Source organism: Halomonas sp. GFAJ-1, from assembly GCA_002966495.1.
In the GTDB taxonomy this organism is placed as follows: Bacteria; Pseudomonadota; Gammaproteobacteria; order Pseudomonadales; family Halomonadaceae; genus Vreelandella.
Genome location: CP016490.1, coordinates 2518205 through 2544104, shown reverse-complemented (window position 1 = coordinate 2544104; position 25900 = coordinate 2518205). Strand labels below are relative to the sequence as shown.

Sequence of the window (25900 nt, the reverse complement as noted above, 5' to 3'; positions counted from 1 at the left end):
TCACGCAAGCGATACTCACAATGCGTCATTGGCAGCAGGAGCGGTTGTAGCTTGACTACATCATGGCGATGAAAGGAGGTTTGTTGATTGATACTTTCAAGAACGTTGCTAAACGACTGTTTTAAAACAAACAGGCTATTTTGATAAGCGGAGAAATTCGCCTTTAATTACCTATTAAAATATTAATTGCTTAAAACAAAGTTTGTCGACAATTTAAAAACGAGTGCATTTTACACCGAGCAGCTAATTTCACCATACGACCAAGGGTGATAACGCGCAAAACGGTGACAATAAAAACGCCGCTATTGCAAAAGCGGCGTTATCAAAGCACTGGTGATGTGCGCCCTAGAATGATCGCACACGCGATACCGCATCCTGCCACCCTTGATAAAGGTGCTCGCGCGTCGTCTCATCCATCATAGGTGTAAAACTTTTTTCGCAACGCCACAGCTGCTCTATCTCTTCTAAAGAGTCATACCACCCTAAGCGCAGTCCAGCCAAATAAGCAGCGCCTAGCGCAGTGGTTTCAAGGATAGTGGGCCTGTCTACTTGGACATTGAGCATGTCAGCTAAAAACTGCATCACCCAGCTATTTTTGACCATGCCACCGTCGACACGAAGGTTTTTCGGTGCCGCTTCCATGTCGTCATTCATGCAGTGCTGTAGGTCGCGGGTTTGATAGCAGACAGCCTGGAGACCGGCGGCGACAATCTCAGCGATGCCAGTGTCTCGGGTAAGTCCAAATATTGCCCCTCGGGCTTTTGGGTCCCAGTGGGGAGCGCCTAGCCCCGTAAAAGCAGGCACTAGGTATACACTGTGGCCACTTCGGGTTTCCCGCGCCAGGGCTTCTGTTTCCGAGGCGTCTGCAAAAAGATTTAAGCCGTCACGCAGCCACTGTACCGTAGCGCCTGCGACAAAAATGCTGCCCTCCATGGCGTAAGTCGGCTTGCCGTTTATCCGATACCCTATGGTTGTCAGCAGCCTATTCTGCGATAACGAGGCAGTAGCCCCCGTATTAACAATCATGAAACAGCCGGTACCGTAGGTGCTCTTCCCCATCCCCGGTTGAAAACAGGCTTGGCCAACCAAGGCGGCTTGCTGATCACCGGCAACGCCAGCAATAGGCAGCGCTTTGCCTAACCAAGAGGCCTCCAGGTTGCCAAAATCGTCGCTTGAGTCCTTCACTTCCGGCAGCATATTGGCGGGAACGTTATACAGCTTTAAAAGCGACTCATCCCACTGCTGGGTATGGATGTTAAACAGCGCTGTCCGCGAAGCGTTAGTCGCATCGGTCACGTGTTTACCACCGGTTAACCGCCATATAAGAAAGCTGTCTACCGTACCAAACGCCAATTCACCACGCTCAGCCCGCTCACGAGCGCCCTCTACATTATCCAGAATCCAAGCAAGCTTAGTGGCTGAGAAATAGGGGTCAATTAACAAGCCCGTCTTAGCCTGAACTTCCTCAGTGTGGCCTTGGTCGCGAAGCGCCTGACACAGCTCAGAAGTACGCCGATCTTGCCATACAATAGCGTTGTAGAGGGGCTTTCCTGTTTTACGATCCCAAACAATCGTCGTTTCACGCTGGTTGGTAATACCAACGCCGTCAACTTGCGAAGCGGTAATATTTGCCTTGACTAGCACCTCTTTACAAGTGGCGAGAACGGTCTCCCAGATGTCTTCCGGGTCATGTTCGATCCAGCCATCTTCAGGAAAATGTTGAGGGAACTCCTGCTGGGCGACAGCGGCAATTTGCCCCTGCCGATCAAACAGAATAGCGCGGGAGCTGGTCGTACCTTGGTCGATGGCGAGAATAAAAGAGGTCATATAACATTCGCTTTGTTGTAGGTTTCTTTCGCATTTATGTTTTTACTTTCGCTTTATTATCATTCAAGGCTACCCTAGCCTCCAAAAAGGTCAAGTGCGAACTTTCCACACAACCAGAAGGTTTGCATAGCAACGATGCAATATTTCGCACTATTCAATATCAGTGCTATGCAATATGCAGCGCTACGCCATGTTGTTTAAGCAGTTGCATAATCGTTTCAGGAGGGGCCCGGTCGGTAAACAGAGCATCTAACTGAGAAATATTACCCTGGCGAACAACAGGGTTACGACGGAACTTCGAGTAGTCAGCCGCTAAGTAAATGCGCCGCGAATTAGCAATAATAGCCTGGGCAACGCGTACTTCCTGGTAGTCAAACTCCAGCAGTGAACCATCTTCATCAATACCACTGATCCCGATAATGCCGTAATCCACCTTAAACTGGTTAATAAAGTCGATGGTTGCCTCGCCAATAATACCGCCATCCCGTGAGCGCACCTGACCACCGGCAATAATCACCGTGAAGTCTTCTTTATGCTGAAGAATCGCCGCCACGTTGAGGTTGTTGGTGATAATTTCTAAGCCCTGGTGCTCCAGCAACGCTTGGGCAATCATTTCATTGCTGGTGCCGATATTGATAAACAGCGAGGAGTGGTTAGGGATATGTTCTGCTAAACAGAGGGCAATGCGCTCTTTCTCTTCCAGGTGCAAGGTTTTACGCGTGCTATAGGCCGTATTGACAGTGCTTGACTCAATTCCCACTCCACCATGTACCCGCCGCACTCGGCCTTCGTCGGCAAGAGTATTCAAATCTCGGCGAATGGTCTGCGGGGTGACTGAAAAGTGGTCGGTGAGCTGTTCTATGCTCATATAGCCGTGCTGTCGAACGAGCTCGACAATGGCATCCTGGCGAAACTGTTGGTTCATAGGCCCGGCCTGTTAATTATTTGTTTATCTTTGCGCATAGTAGATTAGCAAAATTTTCGTCACTTATAACTGCCCCATAGAAGCTACATCAAAGCGGCCACACCCAAAGGATCATAGGTATCGCAACCGCCAGCACCACTAAAGAAAGAGGCAACCCCAATTTCCAGTAGTCACCAAATCGATACCCGCCGGGGCCAAGCACGAGGGTGTTCGACTGGTGGCCAATCGGGGTCAAAAACGCACAGGAAGCACTCACTGCGACAACCATCAAAAAAGGATCCATGGAGACATCAAAGCCGCTCGCTAAGCTTGCCGCTATGGGTGCCATTAATAGCGCGGCGGCAGCGTTGTTGACCACATTGGAAAGCAGCATGGAGATAATAAACAGACCCACCAATGAGACAATAATGGGCCATTCGACGCCAAACCTAAGCAGTGCATCGGCAATAATTTCAGCCCCACCGCTGGTCTCCAGTGCCTCACCCACGGGCAGCATTGCCGCTAGCAGCACAATCACCGGGCCATCAATGGCCTGGTAACCCTCTCGCAGCGGCAGTACACCGATGAGTAGCGAGATTAATGCCGCCGTACTCATCGCAACCGCTGCAGGCAGCAAATCAAACATCATGGCCATAATGGCTAATGCGAAGATACCTATCGACATCGCCAATTTGCGCGGCTGACCTAAGTGCAGCTCGCGGTTAGCCAAAGGGAGACAACCTAAGGTGGAGAGGCTTTCAGACATTTCATTTTCACTACCCTGAAGCAGCAATACATCGCCAGTTTGAAAGCGAATATCCCGCAGGCGCTGTTTCAAACGCCCACCATCCCGCGCTACGGCCACTAAATGCAGGCCAAACTGCTGATTTAAGCGCAGCTGGCGCACGCTTCGGTTCACCATTATCGAATCGTTGCGCACCACTGCTTCAATTAGCTGCAGGCCTTCAGTATTCACCGGCTGACGTTGGTCAGCGTCTTTATCTTGAGGGCTATCGTCTGCACTCTCAGCGTTCTCATGACCATCGTCGGCGTCTTCGGGTTCCGCAATGGCGCTTAAACCTACCTTGTCTTCAAGCAGCTTCAGTTCATCGGGGCCTGCTTCAAGCAGGAGAATATCGCCCTCTTTAAGCACCCCGTGAAAATTATAGCCCGCCCTACGGTCGTCGTCCCGAACGACCGCGAGCACCGGGATCGTCTCTTCTAACTCATCACGCAACTGCTGCAGAGTCAGTCCATTGGCTTTGGAGGCTTCCGTTACGTTTAATTCCACCAAATAATTAGCGGTATCAAACATTTCTTCCGTTGAGGCTTGGCCACTGCGTTTCGGGGTTAAGCGCCAGCCCACCACCACAATAAAAACCAGGCCCACTAACGCAACCGCAATCCCCACCGGAGAAAAGCTAAACATACCAAAGCTCTCACCGGTCACACTGCCGCGATACGTGGCGATGATAATATTCGGCGGCGTTCCAATCAGCGTAGTTAACCCACCCAGAAGCGAGCCAAACGCCAGGGGCATTAATAGCAGTGAAGGGGAGGTATTGTGTTCACGGGCAAGACGCATAGCTACCGGCAATAGCAGTGCTAAGGCGCCCACGTTATTCATCACGCCAGAAAGCACCACAACGGTGCCAACTAGCACAAGCAGCTGCAGTAGCAACCGTTCGCCGACTTTTAATACTTGGTTGGCAATAATATCCACCACGCCTGAGCGCTCAAAACCACGGCTAAGCACCAACACAGCGGCTACCGTGATAACGGCTGGGTGACCAAAGCCCATAAAGGCAGCTTCGGCGGGTACTAGGTTTTGTACGAAAAGCCTTATCTGCTAACTTTACCTATGCAAAAGCAGCATAGGGGAAAACAATGGTCGGACGTTACGAGATTTCTGATGACGGCTGGGCACAGATCGAAGATATCGTGGCTCCTCCTCAAACCATGGGCAGACCCAGGCGGGATGACCGGAAAATGCTCAATGGTGTCTTCTGGGTACTGTGCTCTGGTGCTAAATGGCGTGATTTACCCGAGCGATATGGTCCTTGGTCGACGGTTTATGACCGGTTCCGCAAGTGGCGTGATGACGGCACCTTTGAAGCGGTACTTTCTCGCTTGCAGCTTAAGTTACGTGAAGATGGGCTTATGGATCTAGACACGTGGATGATCGATGCCACTTCCGTGCGAGCCACACGCGCTGCCGCTGGAGGCGGTAAAAAGGGGGTTCAACAGAACCGCTAGACCACGCGCTCGGCCGTAGCCGCGGCGGTTTAACAACCAAAATTCATTTGGTTTGTGATCGTCATGGCTGGCCACTGGCGTTCACACTGTCTCCTGGTCAAGAGGCAGATTCTCGTCACTTCGTTGCGACATTAGAGAGCATTCATCTACCAGGTGGCGTCGGGCGTCCTCGCAAACGTAGTCGCTATGTGGTGGCTGACAAAGGATACGACAGCGATGAGCTGCGTCATTATTGCGACAGGCACGGCATGAAACCCGTGATTGCTCAGCGCAATATGCACCGAAGAACCCGGCCTGGGCTACCTAGACGGTTCGATAAACCGAAATATCGGCAACGGAATGTGATAGAACGCTGCTTTAGCTGGCTTAAAGAATGTCGCCGGATCGCCACACGCTATGAAAAGCTGGCAAGTAGCTTTAAGGCGATGGTATGCGTGGCGTGCATCGACCGTTGCTTGCGAGCCAACTTTTCGTACAAAACCTAGTCCAAGCATGACCGAGCCAAGCAGGGCCGCCAACGCGACTAAATCATAGCGAAAGCGCCCCCACATAAAGGCAGCCAACGTTATGCCCAGAACAACAAATACCAAGGTACTAGGCGCTAGCCCCAAACTTTCCAATGTCATATGTATGCCACCTCCCTATGTTGCGGACATCCATTTAGCACGCCACACAGTGGGCGACGCGTAAGCCCTTGAGTCAGGTGCAATGACTATACGACCGTAAAGCTCCTGAAAACAGTGACATCCGCCAAACAAATAACAAAAAGCCTGGCGTGGCCAGGCTTTGATAGGCATATACGTGAACCTTCTTTATTTTTTCATACTGGCCAGCAGCCGCTCAACAGCCTCAAGATGCTCCGGCTCGTTGTGACACATACCCTGGAAAACTGCGCAGACATCTAAAAAGCCTTTTAGCTCCATCGTGGGCGCCATTTTCATCAGCCGCTTGGTTAAACGAGTGGCCTTAGGAGGCTGGGCGGCTATTCGGTTGGCATGCGCCATAGCGGTCGCCATCAAGTTGTCTGGTTCAACTACCTCTAGCACCACGCCGTAGGCAAGCGCCTCCTCTGCGGTAATTATTCGCCCAGAAAGCGTCAGCTCAAAGGCGCGTTGGTAACCTATCTGGCGCTGCATAAACCATGCACCGCCGTCGCCCGGGATGATCCCCAGGTTAAGGAAGGTTTCACCAAATTTAGCGCGGTTTGAAGCAACACGAATATCGGCCATATTGGCCAAATCAAACCCTGCGCCAATAGCAGCTCCGTTAACCGCGGCAATAATCGGCACTTCCACCCGATCAAGCGCCAGCGGCATGCGCTGTATGCCCCGTCGATAGCGCTCGGCAACTTCGGCAACGTCACCTGCAAAGTCGCCGCCCCGCTCTGCCATATCTTTAACGTTACCACCTGCGCAGAAGGCAGAGCCCGCGCCAGTCACCACCAGTACGGAAACCTCTTGGCAATGGTTTACCCACTCCGCGGTCGCTACAATATCATCCACAAGCTGGGTGCCCGTTAGCGCATTACGCACGTCATGGCGATTTAAGGTAAGCGTTGCTACACGATTTTCCAGCGTTAACGTAGCATCAACTAGTTCAGGTACCGCTTGGCTCATTGGTCACGCTCCACAATAATTCGGGCATCAACAATCGCATAGCCGGTCTCATGACTTTCCGGGTAGGCAATTATCGGGTTCAAGTCTAGCTCGTGGATACTAGGGTAGGCCTCCACCAAACGGGAAATTTGTACCAGCAGCGAGACTAAGGCCTGCTTGTCGACACCTGCGGCACCGCGCACCCCAGCCAATACTTTTTGCGCTTTAATCTGGTTAACCATAGATTCTGCATCAGCGCGGCTAAGTGGCAACGCACGAAACGCTACATCTTCAAGCACTTCGACAAAAATACCGCCCAGACCAAACATCATGACCGGGCCAAAGATCGGGTCTCGAAGCATGCCAACAATCACCTCCACGCCCTTCTCGGCCATAGGGGTTACCAATACCCCTTCAATATCGGCACTAGGGTCGTAGGCGTAGGCACTTTCAAGAATCGCCTGGTAAGCCTCGCGAAGCGCTGCCTCACCCACAAGGTTTAGCTTTACCCCACCCGCATCCGATTTATGAAGGATATCTTTCGACACCACCTTCATAGCAAGCGGTTTATCGCCAAAGTGGCGGGCAATGTCGTTAAGCTCGTCAATGCTTTTTGCTAGCGGCTCATCAGGCACTGCCATACCGTGCTCGGCCAGCAGTGCCTTAGCTTCAAACTCTAGCAAGTCCCGCCCTTCGGCTCGGGCTGTTTTAAACATAGTTTGCCCGGCTACTGAAGGCTGTACGGGATCGGCTGCGACATGAACCGCTCGGCCAGCAAGATACTCGCCGCGCTCACCTAAGGCAGAAAGCACACGCACTGCATGTTCAATGGAGGCATACACTGGCAAGCCTGCTTCATGCAGACGCCGAAGCGCGGGTGGCTTAATCGGCGCATAGAGGCTGTAAATGACAAGCGGTTTTTCATTGGCGTTGGCGAGTTCTACCATGGCTTCGGCGCCGCGCATTTCATCCCCGAGTAAGGACTCCGCAAAACGCATGCTATAACCACCAAACATACCCACCAAAAACACGCTATCAACGCCCTCATCCGCCATAACGATTTCAATACAGCGCGCCAGCAGTGACGGATTGGCATCAGAAGAGCCAGCAACATCGACGGGGTTGACGGTAGATGCCTGGGGCAGTAGCACGCCCCGTAACGCAGTACGAGTATTGTCGGAGAGCTCTGCTAGCTGTAATCCAGCCTCTGCCAGGCGATCGGCAGCAATGGTGGCTTGGCCGCCGCCATCAGAAATCACCGCAACGCGCTTACCGGGGGCTTTTTGCAGCCGCCCTAAGCCTTCCGCTACGGGCAAAATTTCATCCGAGTACTGCACAACGCTAACACCCGCTTGGCGCAGTAGATCAACGGTCATCTGGTAGCTGCCCGCGAGTGCCCCAGTGTGCGAACTGGCCGCTTTCTGGCCTTGTTCGGTGGCGCCAGACTTGTACACCACCACGGGTTTCATGGCGGTCACATCCCGGGCAACATCTAAAAACTTGCGGCCATCACGAAAGCCTTCCACGTAAAGCGTGGCCACCCGGGTATGCTCATCTTCCCCCAGGTAGCGCAGGTAATCGTTAAACCCTATATCGCTTTGATTGCCAGGGCCAATATAGGTGCTAAACCCCACCTGGCCGTTGTGCTGCGCTTCAAGCGCGAGCGAAAGCAGCATATTGCCCGATTGGGACACAATCCCGATATCGCCAGGGGTGACGTTATCCAGCGCCAGCAAATTAATGTGGTGGTGAAGGTTAAACATGCCTGAGGTGTTGGGTCCGATAATCCGCACACCGTGGGCGCGGGCTGCCTCCATCATTTCTGCTTCCAGCGCCGCGCCCGCCTCGCCAGTTTCACCAAAGCCGCTGGCGAGAATGACCGCCCCTTTTACGCCTCGGCGGCCACACTCGGCGATTAGCGCCGGCACCGTCGCGGCAGGGGTACACAGCAGCGCCAGCTCAGGAGTGCCTGGCACCTCACTGATAGAGGGCCATGCTTTCACGCCTAAAATCGTGTCAGCTTTAGGGTTAACGGGGTAAATAGTGCCGCGATAGCCACCTTTTACCAGCCCCACCATGGCTTTATAACCACGCTTGGTAGGGTCAGCAGAGGCGCCGACGACGGCAATGCCGGTGGGTGCCAAAATAGCGTGTAACGGGCTGCGTAGCGGGAGATTGCCTTCAATGGTGTTCATGGTGTCACTTGTCTAAAAAGAGTAAGAGGACGAACTATTTGCCTTGGAAATTCGGTGCGCGCCGCTCAGCAAACGCATCGACACCCTCTTGCCAATCCTCGGTGGTAGAACAGGTAAACACCGCGTCTAATTCCTGCTGTAGCTGGCTCTCTAGGCTGGTGTGGCCACCACGGTTGACCAAAGGCTTTAACATGGCCATGGAAATCGGTGCCTGGTTGGCAAGCTTTTCCGCTAACGCCAACGCTTTTTCGCGCAAATTTTCCTGGGCGTGGCTGGCTAGCGCCAGGCCAATGGCGGCAGCCTCAACCCCGGCAATCTTTTCGCCCAAGTAGAGCAGCCGCCGAGCCTGGGTTAGCCCTACCAGTTGAGGTAAAAGTTTAGAGACCCCGCCCCCTACACAGGTGCCAATACTGGTTTCAGGGAAGCCAAGCTGGGCATCATCTGCCATCACGATAAAATCGCAGGACACCGCCATTTCTGCCCCGGCGCCTAAGGCATAACCATTCACTGCAGCGACCACGGGCTTGTTAAGCTTAATGATTGCCTCGCACACGTCGTTGCCTAGCTCTAAATACGCACGGCGCTGGAAAAGCGTGCGTGCTGCACCGCCGTGGGCCTTCATGTCCGCCCCTACGCAGAATGCCCGCCCCTCACCGGTAAGTACTACCGCTCTTACATCGGGCGTTTGGGCAGCGTACTGCAGCACATCTAATAGCTCACGGTAGAGCGCTTCGATCACCGCGTTCAGCCGCTTCGGTCGGTTAAAGCGCACTTCCAACACACGGTTATGCTGAGAGACCAGCAGCGTTTCGTAGCAGGGCAATGTACGGTCAGCGGAGGACATCGTATTTTTAAAACCTCTAAGAACTGAGCATCAAAAAAAGAAACATATGTTCTATTTTTTTAAAAAAAAGAAACATATGTTTTGCCAACGATAGGGTATTCAGTACAAATCAGTCAATACATGCGTATCAAAAACATTTATTATTGGCACAAACGTTTTATATTACTTTTGGGAGCACGCCATGCCTGACCCCCACCACCCACATCCAACGGGCTTGGACGAGATTAATCAGCGGCTTGCTGAAAGCTATCCCACACTAAGCCCCCAGCTAAAGCGCGCGTCCAGCTATGTGCTGGAAAACCCCATTGGCATCGCCTTTCAATCAGTCCGCAAAACCGCCGCGGCCGCGGACGTAACGCCGTCAACGCTGGTTCGTCTAGCCAAACGGTTAAATTTTGAAAGCTATGAGCAGTTTCGAGACGTGTTTCAGTCCGCCGTTCAGTCAGCACCCGTTGAGCTAAGCGGGCGTGCCAGCAAGCTAAAACATCAGGCCAACCAGCCTGAAGATGCGCTGTTTGTTGAGGTAGGTGATGCCGCTTTCGATAACATTGGCCGCCTATTTACGGCTGATAATCAGGCGCGCGTTAAGGATGCCGCCCAGCGAATCCTGGCGGCTCGTCGGGTCGCGGTCGTCGGGTTTCGGGATACGTTTGCCTGCGCATATCACTTTGCCTACGTAGGGCGGATTGCCATGCCTGACGTGGTGTTAATCCGGGGATTAGAAGGCGGCTTGCTTACCGAGCTGGATCATTTCAATGAGCAAGACATAGTGGTAGCGTTTGGCTTCGAACCCTACTGCGCAGAAACAGTAAAAGCACTAGAAGTGACACGCGCTAACGGCGTACAGGCCATCGTAATTACCGATACGCTGCGCTCACCCCTGGTACCCGGAGCCAGCGTTACCTTTACGGTTGCCAACGCCACGCCGCACTTTTTCCCCTCGATACTCTCGGCGATTACCTTAAGCGAAGCGATATTGGCAGAGTGCGTGGCCTTTGGCCCGGACCAACTGGTTGATAACGTCGCCAGTTTTGAGAGCCGGATGCGCAAAATGGGGGCTTACGTGGAAGTGGAATAAAGAGGTAATCACCCAGGGCAGCCGCTCCCATAAGAAGCGGGTGCCGCTGAGTGCTAGGAGCGCATGCCCATCATGGACGGCTAAGGAAGCAGGATGGTTGAACCGGTCGTTTTACGGCTCTGCAGCGCATCTTGCGCTTTACCCGCATCCTGTAACGAGTAGCGGTTTGCAATATCAATCTTAAGCTTGCCACTCTCAATCATGGCAAAGAAGTCTTCACACATCATCTCTAGGCGTTCGCGGGTATCGGCGTAGCCATTCAGGCTTGGCCGGGTCACAAACAGCGCGCCTTTTTGGTTAAGAATGCCGATATTCACCCCATCCACAGGGCCAGAAGCATTACCAAAGCTCACCATCAGTGCGCGGGGTTTTAAACAGTCCAGCGACATTTCCCAGGTATCTTTACCTACAGAGTCATAGACCACATCACACATTTCGCCGTTAGTCAGCTCCCGCACCCGCTCCACGACGTTCTCTTCGGTGTAGTTAATCGTCGCCCAGGCGCCGTTCGCCATAGCAAGATCCGCTTTTTCTTGAGAGCTAACGGTGCCGATTAGCTTAACGCCTAACGCTTTAGCCCACTGACAGGCAATAGAGCCAACACCCCCTGCCGCCGCGTGGAACAAAATGGTTTCACCGCCTTTTAACGCGTAGGTTTGGCGAAGTAAATACTGCACGGTTAAGCCTTTCAGCATGCTGGCAGCGGCAGTCTCAAAATCAATAAAGTCCGGTAGCTTGACCACTTTAGCAGCCGGTAGCGTATGTACCTCAGCGTAGGCGCCCAGCGGGCCTTGGGCATAGGCAACTCGGTCACCCGCTTTCAGGTGCGTCACGCCTTCGCCCACCGCGTCTACCACGCCCGCACCTTCAGTGCCTAAGCCTGAGGGCATAGACGGCGCGGGATACAGCCCGGTGCGGAAATAGATATCAATAAAGTTAAGCCCTACCGCCTTGTTGGCAATACGCACCTCACCGGCACCAGGCGCTGCGGGCTCAACATCTACCCATTCCAACACCTCTGAACCACCCGTCTTTGAAAACTCAATGCGCTTAGTCATACTCAAGGCTCCTTTATTATTCATTGGCCGTACTTTGTGTCGCTATCCAACCGCGTCACAACCGATAAATCAAGCAATAGCCCATCTGTGGAGAAACATCCGTGTCATGCAGCCATGCTAAACTTCGCTATCTAATCGGTCACTTTTAGAAGGCTGTTGTATGATGCATCCCACAATCAACTTGCCCACTCTTATTGCTCACCGTGGCTATTCAGCCGCGGCGCCAGAAAACACCTTAACGGCGGTTCGTGCCGCCTATGATGCAGGCGCCACCTGGGTAGAATTGGATGTTCAACTGCTTGGCGATGGTACACCGGTTATTTGGCACGATAGCGATGTTAGCCGCTGCTCCGACGGCCGTGGAGAGCTTGCCATGATAACCTGGCAGCAAGTCCAGCACTTAGACGTTGGCAGTTGGTTTGGCGATGGTTTTTCTGGGGAGAAAATGGCCAGCCTAGAGGCTATGCTTGCGCTACTTAACGAGCTAAACATGGGGGTGAATTTAGAGATTAAGGTCAATAAAGGCCGCGACCCCATCGCCCTCGTCGACACCGTAATGCCAAGTGTATTGGCGGCGTTACCCGCCGAGCGATTAATCGTCTCATCATTTGACCCCGCTGCCCTAGCCCACTGCCGCCATTTTGCGCCTAAAGAAGCGCTTGCGCTTGGGGTGCTGTTCGGTAGCACACCAAAAGAGTGGCGCGCCCAATGCGAAGCGGTAGAAGCCTTTAGCATTCATGCGCACTGGCCGCATTTAAAGCGCTCCCAGGCCGACGCCATGCGAGAAAATGGCTATCAAGTTTTGTGTTACACACCCAACGACCCCAGTGCTTTTGATAGCCGCTGGGCATGGGGGGTCGCCAGCGCTATTACCGATGAACCCGCCGCCTTCCAGCGCTACCTTAATAACCAACGCCAGCACGGCTAAGGAAAACAATGAAATACCTAGGCGCCCACGTCAGTGCCGCAGGCGGTGCTGACCAAGCCGTTACCCGTGCCGTGGAAATCGGTGCAACGGCGTTTGCTCTGTTCACTAAAAATCAGCGTCAGTGGAAAGGCAAACCGCTTACCGACGAAGCCATTTCGGCGTTTAAGCAAGCCTGCAAAAGGCACGGCTTTGGCCCCGAGCAAATTTTGCCCCACGACAGCTACCTGATTAACCTTGGCCACCCAGAAACAGAGGGGCTGGAAAAATCCCGCGCTGCGTTTTTAGACGAAATGCAGCGTTGTGAGCAGTTGGGACTCACGCTGCTCAATTTTCACCCCGGCAGCCATTTAAATAAGATCAGCGAGTCCGATTGCCTCAAGCGGATTGCTGAGTCGCTCAACGAAGCGCTAAGCCATACTCAAGGCGTCACAGCAGTCATCGAGAACACCGCAGGCCAAGGTACTAACCTTGGCTGGCGTTTCGAGCATCTCGCGGAAATTATCGAACACGTCGACGATAAAACCCGGGTTGGCGTCTGTATTGATACTTGCCACGCCTTCGCGGCAGGCTATGACTTACGCACCGCGGACGCCACCCAAGATACGCTGAATGAGCTTGGCAAGGTGGTGGGTTTTGAGTTTTTGCGGGGTATGCACCTCAACGATGCCAAAAGCACCTTTGCCAGCCGCGTTGACCGCCACCACAGCCTAGGGAAAGGCAATATCGGATTAGCTGCGTTTACCACTATCATGCAAGACGCACGCATTAGCGGCATTCCCATGATCTTAGAAACTGTTGAACCTGACATTTGGGCCGATGAGCTTAACTGGCTGCGCGCTCAGGCGCCGGAAGCGGCCCCAGGTAGATAGTGAATCACATCGTGAAAGCGTAGCCGCGTGGCGGTGTTATTACGCATGGCGTGGGGCCTGTCGGCAAAAAAGCGCAGCCCCTCGCCCGCTCGAAGGGTTTGCCAGCGCTCATCAATGCGCAGCTCCATTTCGCCTTCCACCACGACGATATGTTCCACGACCCCACTGGCGTGAGCAGATGACTCACTGATTGCTCCGGGTGCTAGCTCAATCATAAACATTTCAAAGCCCAGTAGCGGATCGTAAGGGAAGAGCAACCGCGCCTGCATCCCCACGCTATCCTCCCCCCATACCGACTCCCAACCATCCCTATGCAGCTCCCCCAGCGCGGGCTTATCACCATCAAATAACCTAGAAAACGAGACTTTAAAACCGCTGGCAATTTTCCAGAGGGTAGACACCGTCGGGCTAGATTCCCCCCGTTCAATCTGACCCAACATCGCTTTGCTTACTCCGGTAGCCCCAGCAGCACGGTCGAGGCTCCAGCCACGCTCTTTGCGAAGCTGTTTAACGGTTCCTGCGATATGTTCAGCAATAGTATGGGGCGCGCTTGCCATTGGGCTCTCCTTTAATGAGGTTAGTTAGTTTACCGACTACTTGCCCTTACAGCATGGCCCGATTGGCAACTTGGTTTTAGCCCCCATTTTGCAGACTCACGCCTGCTTGCCTAGGCTTACATGAGGTTTATTGTATTAACGAAACGCAAGGAGCGATTAATGAGCGATACCGACCTAGGCCTAATGGACGCACGCTCGCTGGCCCAGCTCTATGAAACACACAAAGCCTCACCCTTAGAGGCAACCCGAGCTGCACTAGAGCGTATTGAGCGGTTTAACAACCAAGTAAATGCTTACGTGTATGTAGATAACGAGGGCGCCGAAAACGCTGCCAAGGCTTCAGCAAGGCGCTGGGGGCAAGGAAAACCGCTGAGCCCTATCGACGGTGTACCCGTTTCCATTAAGGATCTTACCCAGGTGGCGGATATGCCCTGTCGAGAGGGGTCGCTCACCATCTCAGATGCGCTCTGCGATACCGATGCACCACCCGCCAGAATGTTACGAGAAGCAGGCGCAATTATTCTTGGTAAAACCAACACCCCTGAATTTGGCTGGAAGGCTGTCACTGATAACCGGGTCTTTGGCGCTACCGCTAACCCTTGGGATACACGACTAACAGCGGGCGGCTCTTCCGGTGGGGCCGCTGCGGCGGCAGCGCTAAATATGGGCGTGCTCCACCAAGGGGGTGACTCTGGGGGATCTATCCGAATTCCCGCATCATTTACCGGCGTTTTTGGTTTTAAGCCCACGTTCGGCTGGACACCCCAATGGCCGCCTTCTAAAGAACCCAGCCTTTCGCATTTAGGGCCACTTACCCGTTCGGTGAAAGATGCGGTCAGCATGCTCAATGTTATGGGCCGCTACGATTATCGCGACCCCTACGCCACCCGAGGCCAGCCAGCGTGCTGGGGTGAGGACTTGGATAAAGGCCTGGAAGGTTTGCGTATTGGCTTTTCAAGCGACTTAGGCTATGCCCAAGTTGACCCGCAAGTAGCAGCACGAGTGCGAGAAGCTGCCGATAAACTTGCGGCACTTGGCGCGGAAGTGGTTGAGGTAGATCCGGGGTTCGAATCGCCGCTGGATACGTTCCGCAAGCTCTGGTTTACCGCTTCGTTAGAACAGTGGTCACAAATGAGCAGTGCCCAGCGGGAACTGTTAGACCCAGGCTTAGTTGCCAATGCTAAAGAAGCAGAAAGCTGGTCAGCGGTTGAGTTATTTCGCGCCCTTGCCGACCGTGCCACACTCACCCAGCGACTAGAGTATTTTAATCAGCAATACCACCTATTGATGACCCCCACCGTGACCCTTCCTCCATTTGAAATTAACCATGAAGTCCCTCCAGGCAGTAAAATGCGCGACTGGGAAGAGTGGGCGGCGTTTAGCTATCCGTTTAACCTAAGCCAGCAACCCGCCGCTTCAGTGCCCTGCGGCTTTACCGAACAAGGCTTACCCGTAGGTTTTCAACTAGCAGGTGGTAAATATGACGATAAACGCGTGCTGAGAGCTTGCCACGCCTATATGCAGGCGCATCCACCTCGCTTCCCTAGCATCCCGAACCCCGCTCACTTCGCAAGCTAATCGCACCTAGCCGCCATCAAGCTTCCAACACTGCCATTGTGCGTTATGACGCACAATGGTAGCCTTACGCTTTGTGCGCTATAGCGCACATTTATGTGCGTAAGTGAGGTCCCTATGGAAGCGCCAAACACCACTAAGCCTTCAGCTATCACCACCCCAAAAACCGCATTTTGGGGCGACGTGAGCCTGTCGACCGTTACCGCTGGTTGCGTAGCGGTGATTATTGGCTATACCAGCTCAGCGGCGATTATCTTTCAGGCAGCGGCCGCTGCCGGTGCTAGCGCTGCACAAATTAGCTCTTGGCTATGGGCCTTGGGGGTGGGTATGGGGCTTACCTCATTAGGACTTTCGCTCCGCTACCGCATGCCGCTGCTCACCGCATGGTCTACTCCTGGGGCTGCCTTTTTAGCCATCAATTTACCCGGCGTGCCCATTGAAGAAGCTATTGGGGCATTTCTATTTTCCGCGCTGCTACTCACACTTTGTGGAGTCACTGGGTTGTTTGAGCGCTTAATGCGACATATCCCTGGCGCCATTGCATCCGCGCTGCTGGCGGGTATTCTGCTGCGCTTTGGGTTAGAGCTGTTTAACGTTATGGAGAGCCAATGGCTGCTACCTCTCGCTATGCTGGCCACATGGGTAGCTGGCCGACGTTTATGGCCGACGCTCGCAGTGCCTTGTGTGCTGCTAATCGGTGTGCTGATTGCCATGTTTCAGGGGCAAATAAATGTACAGGGGCTTCCGCTCACTCCTACCGCACCGGTGTTTACCGCGCCCGTTTTTAACCCTGCGACGTTAATAGGAATTGGCATACCGCTCTTTGTGATTACCATGGCCACCCAAAACTTACCTGCTCTAGCAGTCTTAAGGGCAGCAGGTTATAAGCCTAACAGCTCACCCTTAATTAGCTGGACAGGTGGCGCAACTCTGCTTCTGGCACCCTTCGGTGGCTACGCACTTAACATGGCCGCTATTAGCGCAGCGGTGTGTATGGGGCCAGATGCTCATGCTAACCCACAGCGCCGCTATACCGCAGGCGTCGCCGCTGGCGTGCTCTACATCATAATGGGCATTTTCGGCGCAACGGTCACCGGCATATTTAATGCCCTACCTAGCGTTTTAGTGATGGCACTGGCGGGTATCGCACTCCTGAGCACATTAGGTAGCGGCCTGGCAGGTGCTTTTGAGAAAAGCGAACAGCGCGATGCCGCTATCGTGACGTTTTTGCTAACCGGGTCAGGCATTTCACTACTGGGGATTGGTGGTGCTTTTTGGGGGCTGTTGGCGGGCTTAATCGTGCTGAAACTTACCACTTTCAAGAAAAAGAGCCTTGGCTAACGTGCTTTAAAATGAAACGCCCCCAGGCGCTCATTGACGGCAGGGGGCATTTCAAACGAAGGGAAAGCTCAACGAGGTGGGCCTACCCTTGTATTAATCTACGTAGTGATGCGCTTACATCGTCGAAAGACGCTCTTCATCCAACACGCCAGACATTCGCACCATCGCAAGCGCTTCGTCTAAGCTGTCCACCTCTTCGATCATGACCAGCTCATTTTCCAGGCTAACAGGCTGACCGGCTTTATCTGACAGCAACTTTTCTAGTGATGCGACGTCCATGGCATCATCCAGTTTATGCACATCTACTGATGCGCTGCTGTTGCTAGGCAGATAGATAGTGCCATTAGAGAAGTCAACTGCGTAAGCAATGACGCCCGGCACAATAAAGAACAGCAAACCAACACTGTTGGCGATGGCCACTACAGGATCTACATCGCCACTTAACTGCCCTTTTCGCTCAGGATAAAAAAGCGTTCCACACCCACTGAGTGCTACGATGGAGACACCCACCGTCGCCCCCGCTAGCCAACGGCGCAATGCTTGATGCATGAAGGTTACCTCATTGTTCCAAAGTACCGATAGCCGGTGGCAATGCCACGTAGAGTTTGAATTAACAGACGCTATCGACCCACAAATCCCGACAAGTTTAACACAATTCAACCTAAGCGCTGCTAAGCAAATAGCGGCAGGATTTTGCCGCGTTAACCGCTTCACCGTACAATGCCGCTTTAAACGCACATCAACGTGCTAATGTCAGCGTTAATGACGACCCAACAAACCAGCGTTACCCCTACAACCAAGGAATGCTCACGCCCATGCGCGCCAGCCAATTATTGATTGCGACATTAAAAGAAACCCCGGCCGACGCTGAAGTCATCAGCCACCAGTTAATGCTGCGCGCCGGGATGATCCGCCGTCTTACGTCGGGCCTTTACACTTGGCTACCCCTTGGCCTGCGCACTCTGCGCAAGGTGGAAGCCATTGTGCGAGAAGAGATGAACCGCGCCGGCGCCCAGGAAGTCTTAATGCCTGCCGTCCAACCTGCCGACCTGTGGCAGGAGTCTGGCCGCTGGGAACAGTACGGCCCTGAGCTTTTACGCTTAAAAGATCGCCACGACCGTGACTACTGCGTTGGCCCCACCCATGAAGAAGTAATTACCGATCTGGTGCGAAAAGAGATCGCCAGCTATAAACAGCTGCCGATTAACTTCTACCAAATCCAAACTAAATTCCGTGATGAGATCCGCCCTCGTTTTGGCGTGATGCGCTCACGTGAATTCATCATGAAGGATGCCTACTCGTTCCATCTGGACGAAGCCTCCCTCAAAGAGACCTACCAAGGTATGTACGATGCCTACACGCGCATCTTTACCCGTCTGGGTCTCGATTTCCGCCCGGTCATTGCCGATAACGGCTCCATTGGTGGCACGGGTTCCCACGAATTCCACGTGCTGGCCGACTCGGGTGAAGACGACATCGTGTTCTCTAACGAATCCGATTACGCAGCCAATATCGAAAAAGCGGAAGCACTGCCTGCACCGCTGGGCAGCAACCCTGAACGCGCCGCCCCTAGCGAAGAGATGCGCCTGGTCGACACGCCCGATGCCAAGACCATTGCCGCCCTGGTTGAGCAGTTTAAGCTACCCATTGAAAAAACCGTTAAAACACTCATGGTACACGCAGCTGAAGGTGGCCTGATCGCCCTACTGGTGCGTGGCGACCACGAACTTAATGAAGTAAAAGCGGAAAACCTGCCCCAGGTTAACCCCCCCCTGACCATGGCCAGCGAAGAAGAGATTCGCGCGGCCGTCGGCGCAGGCCCAGGCTCGCTTGGCCCGGTTGGGCTCAAGCTCCCGGTGATTATTGACCGCAGCGTCGCACTAATGAGCGATTTTGGCGCCGGCGCTAACGTCGATGGCAAGCACTACTTCGGGATTAACTGGGAGCGCGATGCTGCCCTTCCCCAGGTAGCCGACCTGCGTAACGTGGTAGAAGGCGACCCCTCACCCGATGGTAAAGGCACGCTCTCCATCAAGCGTGGCATTGAAGTGGGCCACGTTTTCCAGCTTGGTCAGAAGTACTCCCAGGCAATGAATGCCAGCGTACTGGGCGATAACGGCAAAACCAGCCACCCTTGGATGGGTTGCTACGGCATCGGCGTAACCCGCGTAGTAGCCGCCGCTATTGAGCAGAATCACGATGAATCCGGGATCATCTGGCCCAACGCCATCGCGCCGTTCCAGGTCGCACTCGTTCCCATGAACGCACATAAATCTCAGCGGGTGCGTGAAGAGTCTGAACGCCTCTACCAGGCGCTCACCGCGGCAGGCTTAGACGTACTATTAGACGACCGCGACACGCGTCCAGGCGTTAAATTTGCAGATTTAGAGCTTATGGGCGTGCCTCACCGCTTGGTCATCGGTGACCGCGGTTTGGACAACGGCGAACTGGAGTACAAAGGCCGTCGCGACAGCGAAGCCACCATGATCCCCGCCGAGAAAATCGTTGATTTTCTGCGCGAACAAGCGGGCTTTAGCAACGCACAGTAACCGCTTACGACGATGTCGCTGAGCGCAACAATAGGCCGTTTGCAGCGGATGCTAAGGTGGGCACTGGCCGTCATATTCGTCGCCTCGCCACTGCAAAGCGCAGCAGAGCCACCGCTGCGCTTAACCTTAGAAGCCAGGTACCAACAAACCGCCTATCATCAGTGGCAGCTGGAACAGTGGCGCAGCCGAATGGATGCGCCACTGTCTCGCTTTATCAGCGATCCAGACCGGCGCTATGCGCTGTTAACACGCCTCTACCACGAAGCCCACCTAGCGGGGCTGCCCCCCAACTTAGTATTAGCCCTCATTCAAGTGGAAAGCGCCTTTAAAGCAGACGCGGTGTCGTCTGCCGGTGCCGTCGGCTTAATGCAGATCATGCCCTTTTGGGTGGAAGAGTTAGGCCTGCCCATTGATGACCTCACCGAACCTAACCGTAACTTACGCTACGGCTGTACTATTTTGGCCCACTACTTAGCCGTTGAACGCGGCGATTTCACCCGTGCACTGGCGCGCTATAACGGTAGCCTTGGGCAAACTTGGTACCCTGAACGGGTGCTGAAAACATGGCGTGACTATTGGCGCTAACGCAGCTTTTAGACTTCATCCGTTAGCGCTGACTTCATCCATCGGTCCTGCTGGGTAAAATTCCGAGAGAGACCTTAAAGCACGTGATTAAAAGCACTCACCCAAAACAGTTAAGCTGTGTGTACCAGCATCTGTGAGTACATCGTTAATGCGATAACATGACTTTTCGACGTAATAGATACATGATCAAGGCCTTTATTGTCGTTAATTAGGTCTACCGCTATGCCCCTGTTGTGTAAAAGTGCTGGTCTACGCCATTTTGCATGGCCGCTAAGTATTCTGGCTACGTTGCTTAGCGTTCAAGCTCAGGCTGCCACAGTAAGCGTTACAGATACTGAGGGCTCCCCTTTAGAGCATGCTGTTGTAGAGTTATATATTGAGGGTACAGCCACCCCACCAGCCACCGATAAAAACATTATCCAACGGGACGCTGCCTTCCACCCTACCGTCACAACAGTCCCTACTGGCAGCCATGTCGCATTTCCAAATGAAGACACGACGCGACACCATGTCTTTTCGTTTTCTCCAGCTAAAGTCTTTGACCTGGAACTTTTTTTAAATGAAACGCCGCCGCCTATTCACTTTGATCAAGCGGGTGTGGTGGTATTGGGCTGCAATATTCATGACCAAATGCAGGCGTTCATCGTGGTAAGCGATGCCCCCTACGCTGCGCTCACGAATGCTGACGGTACTTTAGACGTCCCTGACCTCCCAGAAGGCCGTCACCACATGCGGGTATGGCACAGCCGCATGGATGACCGCCAAAACGTTTGGTGGGAAGGCGATATCAGTGATGCAGACACACTAACCGTTAGCCTTGAGCTCAATGCCCTCACACCAGAACCTCCCACGCTGTCGCCACTGCAGCAGCGCTTTCGTAATGCCACGCATACTCAGCAGTAGCGGGCACTGCTGTTCACATCTTTGGTACTGAGGTAACGATGCGTTTTCGCACGCGCTTAATGCTAGTGCTTTTGACAGTGGTGATCGTTTCGCAGCTGGCCACGGGGGTGGCTTTTTTGCGTGCCACCCAAAATGATGCGTTAGCGAAGGGAAATCAGCGCTTAGAAGTAGGCGCTCGCGTGCTGGAACAGCTGCTTGATATCCGCGGCGAACAGCTGCGCGATAACGTGGCTATCTTGGCCGACGATTTTGGCTTTAAGAGCGCTGTCGCTACCCAAGACACGGCTACGCTCTACTCGGTATTGGCCAATCACGGTGATCGAGCCAGTGCCGACATGGTGATGCTTAGTGATTTAAACGGTAACGTGCTGGCCAGCAGCCACCATGAGCAGCAGAGCGCAATACCGTTTCCCGAGCTATTTCAACGCGCTCGGCAAACAGGGAGCGGCGTTGGCGTAGTGATTGACGAGGGCCAACCCTATGAGTTTGCACTGCTACCGGTGCGTGCCCCTAACTTAATTGGCTGGGTTGGCATGGGGTTTTTAATTGATGAAGAGGTGACACAGGAAATCCACGCCCTTACCGGGCTAGATGTCAGCATCGTAACCTACGATGCCACTGGTGAAGTGCGCTATCTGGCAAGCTCCTACCATCAACAGCTAGCAATGCAGCTGATGGACGACAGCGAAGAGCAACTGAGGAGCGGCAGCTATACCAACCGTAGCCTGATGAGCGACGATAATCGCTATTTATCTTACTCACTGCCCCTGCTCACCGACGGCCAGTATCAATCTTTTGCATTCATTCAGCTTTCCCGTGATGAGCTGCTAGGCGCTTACAGCCGTCTACAATGGCAATTATTGAGCATTGTTGCCCTTATGCTGATTCTAACCTTAGCGGCGGCTATGTGGAGTGCTCGCAGCATCAGCAAACCACTGATTGCGCTGGCCCAGGCAGCCAAGCGCATTGGTCAGGGTGAGCGTATCGAATACATTCCTGAAGGCTCAACCGTCGCTGAAACCAAACAGCTCGCCACCACGCTACTCTCCATGCAGCAGGACATCGCCAAACGCGAGGCCACCCTGCTGCATCAGTCCCGTCACGACCTATTAACTAACTTACCCAACCGCATGAGCGCGTTTGAGGATATCGAGCAGTTTATCCACCAAGGCCGAGCGTTTACCCTACTGCGCTTCTCTATTAACGACTTCCGCGATATCAACGACACCTTTGGCTATGAGCTAGGGGATCATTTGCTCATCACGCTCGCGAAACGTGTGCAGGCGTTGCCAGCCCCCATCATGAAAGCCTATCGACTAGATAGCGATGAGCTCATGATATTGATTAGCCAAGCATGTTTTGATGACGCCCAGCGCGAAGAGATGCTGGTGCTGATTGGCGGCCCCGTCAGGTTAGATAAATCACTGATAACGCCTTCTCTATCATCGGGTGAAGTAAGCTACCCAGACCATGGTAACACCGCACAATTACTGCTGCGGCGTTCCGATATCGCGCTTGATAAGGCACAACGTCAACACCATAGCCACAAGCGTTACGAAGAGGGCCAGGAGGAGCAGCACCTGCGCCAGCTCATGTTGATCCGGGATTTGCAGGAGGCCGTTGATAAAGATGAACTCTGGATGGCTTATCAGCCAAAAGTAGACACAACAACAGGCCGCGTTTGCCAGTTTGAAGCGCTAATGCGCTGGCGGCACCCAACGCTTGGGTTTATTCCGCCAGACGAGTTTATCGAGCTTGCCGAGCGCTCAGGCAATATTGGTTTGCTCTCAAAATGGATGATGGCCCACGTCTGTGAGCAGCTACATCTATGGAAATGTGCCGGTCACCACTTATCGGTGGCTATAAACCTTTCCGCCAGCGACGTGATTAATGGGGCGCTTCCCAACCTCATCAACGAGCTGTTCGAAAGCTACGCTTTAACCCCCGACCAGCTTGCGCTGGAAGTCACTGAAAGCGCCGTGATGCAAGATATCGAAGCCGCTATGGAAACGCTCATGGCGCTCAGCCAAATGGGCTTAACCATTGCCATCGATGATTACGGCACCGGCTACTCATCCCTAGCGCAGTTAAAACGTCTGCCCGTGGATGAGCTAAAAGTCGACAAGTCGTTTGTACTTAAACTCGATTCCCAAGAAGAAGACCTCACCATTGTCCGTTCCACCATTGAGATGGGCCACAACCTAGGCCTTAAAATCGTTGCAGAAGGCGTTGAAAATCGCGCAAGCGCTGAGCTGCTTAGCTATTTGCATTGCGACTACCTCCAAGGCTACTGGATTGCTAAACCGATGCCCGCCGATGAGGTTACCCACTGGCTAACGGCATTCACACCGCTCACCCTTGCCTCCCCTATGTCAGACCACTAATTAAAAAAGGGAACCACATGCGTAATACCGGCTCATCAATGCGGCTCGCCATCGTAGCTGCCGCCGCACTGGGTGCTTTCTTAGCAGCGACACCCAGTATGGCAGGCAGCCGCATTCTAGGCACTGGAGCAGTCAGTGCAATTGAAGGCGCGGCAGGGGGTGGTTTGTCGCCTTGGGCTGTTCTCGCCAGCACCGCCAGCGACGATGAAATCGGCATTACTGCCTCCGCTACCCGCGCCTGGCTCGACGATTACCGGCTTACCGTGAAAGGTGCCAGCATTAACCTACACGATCGGCTGGAATTCTCTATTGCTCGCCAAACCCTTGAACTCTCTACACTAGGCGGCGAGCTGGAACAGGATATTTACGGGGCAAAAGCACGCCTATTCGGCGACGTGCTGTATCACCCGCTAGGTATTTGGAGCGCAGGCGTCATGCATAAACGCCTTGTTGATGGCAGCGTACCCACCGCGCTGGGGGCTCATGACATTAACGGCACTGATGCGTACCTAAGCGCCAGTAAACTGCTTTTTAACGCTTTTTTTGGCCGCAACGTGCTACTGAACGGTACGCTGCGTAATACAGCTGCAAATCAAGGTGGGTTGCTTGGGTTTGGCGGAGACCAGGGCGGGCGCTCGTGGATGGCAGAAGGCAGCCTAGGCGTGTTCGTTACCCCGAACTGGGTAGTGGGCACAGAGTATCGCCAAAAACCGGACAACCTCAGCGTAGCCCAGGAAGATGATTGGCAAAGTCTCTACAGCGCCTACTTCTTCAACAAGCACGTATCGGTGACAGGGGCGTGGCTCGATTTAGGCGATATTGCCGGCCTGCCCTCCCAGCGCGGCGGCTATATCTCGTTACAGGCGGCATTTTAAACCGCTCATGCCCTTCAACAAGGCTACTAAAGGAAACCGCCATGGGACGATTTAGAATGATGTTTAAGCTGACGCTGCGCCGCCAATTCATTGCGGGCGTATTGACAAGTACGCTGCTGCTGACGGGCTGCGCCCAGCACAACTCGCATACCACGCTTTATGAGCGGATGGGCGGTCAGCCCACTATTGATGCCGTAGTAGACAACTTGCTTTACCGCATTGCCGATGACGACGAAGTAGTGGTCTACTTTGCCAACAGTAACATTGATTTATTTGCCGCATCCCTGGCTACTCAGCTGTGCGAAATTAGCGATGGCCCCTGCACCTACGACGGCCCACCCATGGATCGTGCCCACCAAACCATGGGCATTACAGACGCGCACTTTAACCGCGTGGTGGAATATCTTGATGCCGCGATGCAGGAAGAGGGGGTAACGCTCGCCGCCCGCAATGACATGCTAGGCCGCTTAGCCCCCCTCTATAAAGAGGTTATGCGCTTGCGCTAATTTGCCAGCCATCACGTCCAGCAGTTTTTACGCGATAAAGCGCTTTATCGGCAACTTCATAGGCATAGGCGAAGGTTGTCTCAACCGCCACAAAACGCACTGCTCCAACACTCAGCGTGACGCTTTTATTATCCGGGTGGGCAGGATGCTTAAACTGCTCTGCCGCGAGACGTGACAGCAACGACTCACAGTACTGGGTAAGGACGGAATCATTGGGGCACGGCAACACGGCAGCAAACTCATCGCCCCCTAGCCGGTATAGCTTGGCCTCTGGGCCTAACTGATTTTGCAGCAGGTTAGCCAAACGGCGTAATAGTTGATCGCCTTCAGGATGGCCCAGCGCATCGTTGTACTGCTTAAAAAAATCGATATCAACCAAGATCAGCCCAAGGGATTCGTTTGCCCTTGCCATCACCTCTTGGTGAAGTGCGCTGCGGTTGCCAATCCCGGTGAGCGGGTCACGCATGGCACGCTTCATCCAAGCAAGCTTTTGCTCAGTAGCAAGCTCGGTGCGGCGCAGTTGACGCTCATGCATCAACCAAAAAAGAAGCCCCATTATAAAAATCACCATGCTTGTGTAGGTAAGCACTTGGTTATGGCGGCGGGTACTTTCTGAGAAGTTACTGATCGCCATGCCGCGGCGATCTAACTGATCCATCTCAATGTGCGTTAGGCAGTTAATAGGCCCTAACAGCTCCCTGGAGGCAGCAATCGCTGAAATGTCACCCTGTGATAGACGCGGCGCAAGGGAGCCAACAATCGAAATACTAGGCGCCGTGCAGGCGTATTCTTGATGGTAGACACTCACGTCCATTAGCCCATAGGCGAGATCCAAATCCAACGAAACAGCCTCAATGTTTTCCACGCTCGTTGTCTGCTCGTTAAACAGTGTTTGCTGGGCACGCTGCAGGTAGGCGCGGGAACGAGTGGCCAACTGCTGGCCTGTTAAGCTACCCGTCTGGCTGAAATAGGCCTGAATTTCTGGATACACCCAGCGCGATTCGTAAATAATCAGCATCATCAGCGCCATAAAGCCCATCAGGCTCAATGAAAGCCAGGTTATATAGTGCC

Annotated in this window: 22 protein-coding genes and 1 pseudogene; 12 read left to right on the top strand and 11 right to left on the bottom strand. The window is 53.6% G+C overall.

The features are described from left to right. Positions 1-345: 345 nt before the first annotated feature. The 3 genes and pseudogenes from BB497_11425 to BB497_11415 form a co-directional block, all read right to left on the bottom strand. Positions 346-1827, bottom strand: coding sequence for a glycerol kinase (locus tag BB497_11425; protein AVI63262.1), 1482 nt, complete (start codon positions 1825-1827; stop codon positions 346-348). Between the two features lie 166 nt (positions 1828-1993). Next, positions 1994-2752 (bottom strand): DeoR family transcriptional regulator, encoded by a 759-nt coding sequence (locus tag BB497_11420; GenBank protein AVI63261.1) that lies wholly within the window; start codon positions 2750-2752, stop codon positions 1994-1996. A gap of 88 nt (positions 2753-2840) precedes the next feature. Further along, positions 2841-4556: pseudogene (locus BB497_11415) on the bottom strand (potassium transporter TrkA). Positions 4557-4618: 62 nt separating this feature from the next. Here BB497_11415 and BB497_11410 point away from each other — a divergent pair. After that, positions 4619-4987: a transposase gene (locus BB497_11410; protein ID AVI63260.1), complete on the top strand. Its 369-nt coding sequence runs from the start codon at positions 4619-4621 to the stop codon at positions 4985-4987. 299 nt (positions 4988-5286) lie between these two features. Here the strand turns inward: BB497_11410 and BB497_11405 are convergent, their stop codons facing one another. The 4 genes from BB497_11405 to BB497_11390 all read right to left on the bottom strand — a co-directional run bounded on the left by BB497_11405 (position 5287) and on the right by BB497_11390 (position 9621). Continuing rightward, positions 5287-5613 (bottom strand): hypothetical protein, encoded by a 327-nt coding sequence (locus BB497_11405; protein AVI63259.1) that lies wholly within the window; start codon positions 5611-5613, stop codon positions 5287-5289. 186 nt (positions 5614-5799) lie between these two features. Continuing rightward, positions 5800-6603, bottom strand: a complete 804-nt coding sequence (locus tag BB497_11400) for an enoyl-CoA hydratase (GenBank protein ID AVI63258.1) — start codon at positions 6601-6603, stop codon at positions 5800-5802. Continuing rightward, positions 6600-8777, bottom strand: coding sequence for an acetyl-CoA synthetase (locus BB497_11395; protein AVI63257.1), 2178 nt, complete (start codon positions 8775-8777; stop codon positions 6600-6602). Before BB497_11395 ends, BB497_11400 begins: the two co-directional genes overlap by 4 nt. A gap of 34 nt (positions 8778-8811) precedes the next feature. Further along, a complete protein-coding gene (locus tag BB497_11390) occupies positions 8812-9621 on the bottom strand; it encodes a crotonase (GenBank protein AVI63256.1) in 810 nt (269 codons plus the stop codon). 181 nt (positions 9622-9802) lie between these two features. On the opposite strand from BB497_11390, the gene BB497_11385 reads away from it, so the two are divergent. Further along, positions 9803-10699, top strand: a complete 897-nt coding sequence (locus BB497_11385; protein ID AVI63255.1) for a silent information regulator protein Sir2 — start codon at positions 9803-9805, stop codon at positions 10697-10699. 80 nt (positions 10700-10779) lie between these two features. On the opposite strand, the gene BB497_11380 is transcribed toward BB497_11385, so the two are convergent. Next, positions 10780-11757 (bottom strand): quinone oxidoreductase, encoded by a 978-nt coding sequence (locus tag BB497_11380; protein ID AVI63254.1) that lies wholly within the window; start codon positions 11755-11757, stop codon positions 10780-10782. Between the two features lie 160 nt (positions 11758-11917). Between BB497_11380 and BB497_11375 the strand changes: the two genes are divergently transcribed. Both BB497_11375 and BB497_11370 read left to right on the top strand, forming a co-directional pair. Next, entirely contained in the window at positions 11918-12685 is a 768-nt protein-coding gene (locus tag BB497_11375) for a glycerophosphoryl diester phosphodiesterase (protein ID AVI63253.1), read from the top strand. A gap of 8 nt (positions 12686-12693) precedes the next feature. Further along, positions 12694-13554 (top strand): deoxyribonuclease IV, encoded by an 861-nt coding sequence (locus BB497_11370; GenBank protein ID AVI63252.1) that lies wholly within the window; start codon positions 12694-12696, stop codon positions 13552-13554. Here the strand turns inward: BB497_11370 and BB497_11365 are convergent. Then, the gene (locus BB497_11365; GenBank protein ID AVI63251.1) at positions 13524-14111 is read right to left on the bottom strand and encodes an XRE family transcriptional regulator; all 588 of its coding nucleotides are present in this window, start codon (positions 14109-14111) and stop codon (positions 13524-13526) included. The two genes, BB497_11370 and BB497_11365, sit on opposite strands and share 31 nt — an antisense overlap. Positions 14112-14270: 159 nt before the next feature. On the opposite strand from BB497_11365, the gene BB497_11360 reads away from it, so the two are divergent. Together BB497_11360 and BB497_11355 are read left to right on the top strand one after the other, a co-directional pair. After that, positions 14271-15689: an amidase gene (locus tag BB497_11360; protein AVI63250.1), complete on the top strand. Its 1419-nt coding sequence runs from the start codon at positions 14271-14273 to the stop codon at positions 15687-15689. A gap of 114 nt (positions 15690-15803) precedes the next feature. After that, on the top strand, positions 15804-17027 hold the full coding sequence (locus BB497_11355) for a hypothetical protein (GenBank protein AVI63249.1): 1224 nt from the start codon (positions 15804-15806) through the stop codon (positions 17025-17027). Positions 17028-17141: 114 nt separating this feature from the next. Here the strand turns inward: BB497_11355 and BB497_11350 are convergent, their stop codons facing one another. After that, positions 17142-17576, bottom strand: a complete 435-nt coding sequence (locus BB497_11350) for a hypothetical protein (GenBank protein AVI63248.1) — start codon at positions 17574-17576, stop codon at positions 17142-17144. Positions 17577-17842: 266 nt separating this feature from the next. Between BB497_11350 and BB497_11345 the strand changes: the two genes are divergently transcribed. From BB497_11345 to BB497_11320, 6 genes are all read left to right on the top strand, one after another. Beyond that, the gene (locus BB497_11345) at positions 17843-19576 is read left to right on the top strand and encodes a proline--tRNA ligase (protein ID AVI63247.1); all 1734 of its coding nucleotides are present in this window, start codon (positions 17843-17845) and stop codon (positions 19574-19576) included. Positions 19577-19588: 12 nt separating this feature from the next. Further along, positions 19589-20161 (top strand): lytic murein transglycosylase, encoded by a 573-nt coding sequence (locus tag BB497_11340; protein AVI63246.1) that lies wholly within the window; start codon positions 19589-19591, stop codon positions 20159-20161. 222 nt (positions 20162-20383) lie between these two features. Further along, positions 20384-21064 (top strand): Cupredoxin, encoded by a 681-nt coding sequence (locus tag BB497_11335; protein ID AVI63245.1) that lies wholly within the window; start codon positions 20384-20386, stop codon positions 21062-21064. Between the two features lie 38 nt (positions 21065-21102). Then, complete coding sequence (locus tag BB497_11330; GenBank protein AVI63244.1) at positions 21103-23448, top strand: diguanylate cyclase; 2346 nt, start codon at positions 21103-21105, stop codon at positions 23446-23448. A 38-nt stretch (positions 23449-23486) separates the two neighbouring features. Continuing rightward, a complete protein-coding gene (locus BB497_11325) occupies positions 23487-24323 on the top strand; it encodes a hypothetical protein (protein AVI64344.1) in 837 nt (278 codons plus the stop codon). Between the two features lie 56 nt (positions 24324-24379). After that, a complete protein-coding gene (locus BB497_11320; GenBank protein AVI63243.1) occupies positions 24380-24829 on the top strand; it encodes a cyanoglobin in 450 nt (149 codons plus the stop codon). On the opposite strand, the gene BB497_11315 is transcribed toward BB497_11320, so the two are convergent. Further along, the gene (locus BB497_11315; GenBank protein ID AVI64342.1) at positions 24813-25868 is read right to left on the bottom strand and encodes a diguanylate cyclase; all 1056 of its coding nucleotides are present in this window, start codon (positions 25866-25868) and stop codon (positions 24813-24815) included. The genes BB497_11320 and BB497_11315 overlap by 17 nt on opposite strands. Positions 25869-25900: the final 32 nt, after the last annotated feature.

Excerpts from the sequence above, each read along its gene's own strand:
- BB497_11330 (AVI63244.1), top strand. The coding sequence starts at position 21,103 with ATGCGTTTTCGCACGCGCTTAATGCTAGTGCTTTTGACAGTGGTGATC.
- BB497_11420 (AVI63261.1), bottom strand. The coding sequence starts at position 2,752 with ATGAACCAACAGTTTCGCCAGGATGCCATTGTCGAGCTCGTTCGACAG.
- BB497_11360 (AVI63250.1), top strand. The coding sequence starts at position 14,271 with ATGAGCGATACCGACCTAGGCCTAATGGACGCACGCTCGCTGGCCCAG.
- BB497_11340 (AVI63246.1), top strand. The coding sequence starts at position 19,589 with ATGTCGCTGAGCGCAACAATAGGCCGTTTGCAGCGGATGCTAAGGTGG.
- BB497_11375 (AVI63253.1), top strand. The coding sequence starts at position 11,918 with ATGATGCATCCCACAATCAACTTGCCCACTCTTATTGCTCACCGTGGC.
- BB497_11380 (AVI63254.1), bottom strand. The coding sequence starts at position 11,757 with ATGACTAAGCGCATTGAGTTTTCAAAGACGGGTGGTTCAGAGGTGTTG.
- BB497_11400 (AVI63258.1), bottom strand. The coding sequence starts at position 6,603 with ATGAGCCAAGCGGTACCTGAACTAGTTGATGCTACGTTAACGCTGGAA.
- BB497_11350 (AVI63248.1), bottom strand. The coding sequence starts at position 17,576 with ATGCATCAAGCATTGCGCCGTTGGCTAGCGGGGGCGACGGTGGGTGTC.
- BB497_11410 (AVI63260.1), top strand. The coding sequence starts at position 4,619 with ATGGTCGGACGTTACGAGATTTCTGATGACGGCTGGGCACAGATCGAA.
- BB497_11315 (AVI64342.1), bottom strand. The coding sequence starts at position 25,868 with ATGGGCTTTATGGCGCTGATGATGCTGATTATTTACGAATCGCGCTGG.
- BB497_11390 (AVI63256.1), bottom strand. The coding sequence starts at position 9,621 with ATGTCCTCCGCTGACCGTACATTGCCCTGCTACGAAACGCTGCTGGTC.
- BB497_11405 (AVI63259.1), bottom strand. The coding sequence starts at position 5,613 with ATGACATTGGAAAGTTTGGGGCTAGCGCCTAGTACCTTGGTATTTGTT.
- BB497_11325 (AVI64344.1), top strand. The coding sequence starts at position 23,487 with ATGCGGCTCGCCATCGTAGCTGCCGCCGCACTGGGTGCTTTCTTAGCA.
- BB497_11345 (AVI63247.1), top strand. The coding sequence starts at position 17,843 with ATGCGCGCCAGCCAATTATTGATTGCGACATTAAAAGAAACCCCGGCC.
- BB497_11370 (AVI63252.1), top strand. The coding sequence starts at position 12,694 with ATGAAATACCTAGGCGCCCACGTCAGTGCCGCAGGCGGTGCTGACCAA.
- BB497_11395 (AVI63257.1), bottom strand. The coding sequence starts at position 8,777 with ATGAACACCATTGAAGGCAATCTCCCGCTACGCAGCCCGTTACACGCT.
- BB497_11425 (AVI63262.1), bottom strand. The coding sequence starts at position 1,827 with ATGACCTCTTTTATTCTCGCCATCGACCAAGGTACGACCAGCTCCCGC.
- BB497_11385 (AVI63255.1), top strand. The coding sequence starts at position 9,803 with ATGCCTGACCCCCACCACCCACATCCAACGGGCTTGGACGAGATTAAT.
- BB497_11335 (AVI63245.1), top strand. The coding sequence starts at position 20,384 with ATGCCCCTGTTGTGTAAAAGTGCTGGTCTACGCCATTTTGCATGGCCG.
- BB497_11320 (AVI63243.1), top strand. The coding sequence starts at position 24,380 with ATGATGTTTAAGCTGACGCTGCGCCGCCAATTCATTGCGGGCGTATTG.
- BB497_11365 (AVI63251.1), bottom strand. The coding sequence starts at position 14,111 with ATGGCAAGCGCGCCCCATACTATTGCTGAACATATCGCAGGAACCGTT.
- BB497_11355 (AVI63249.1), top strand. The coding sequence starts at position 15,804 with ATGGAAGCGCCAAACACCACTAAGCCTTCAGCTATCACCACCCCAAAA.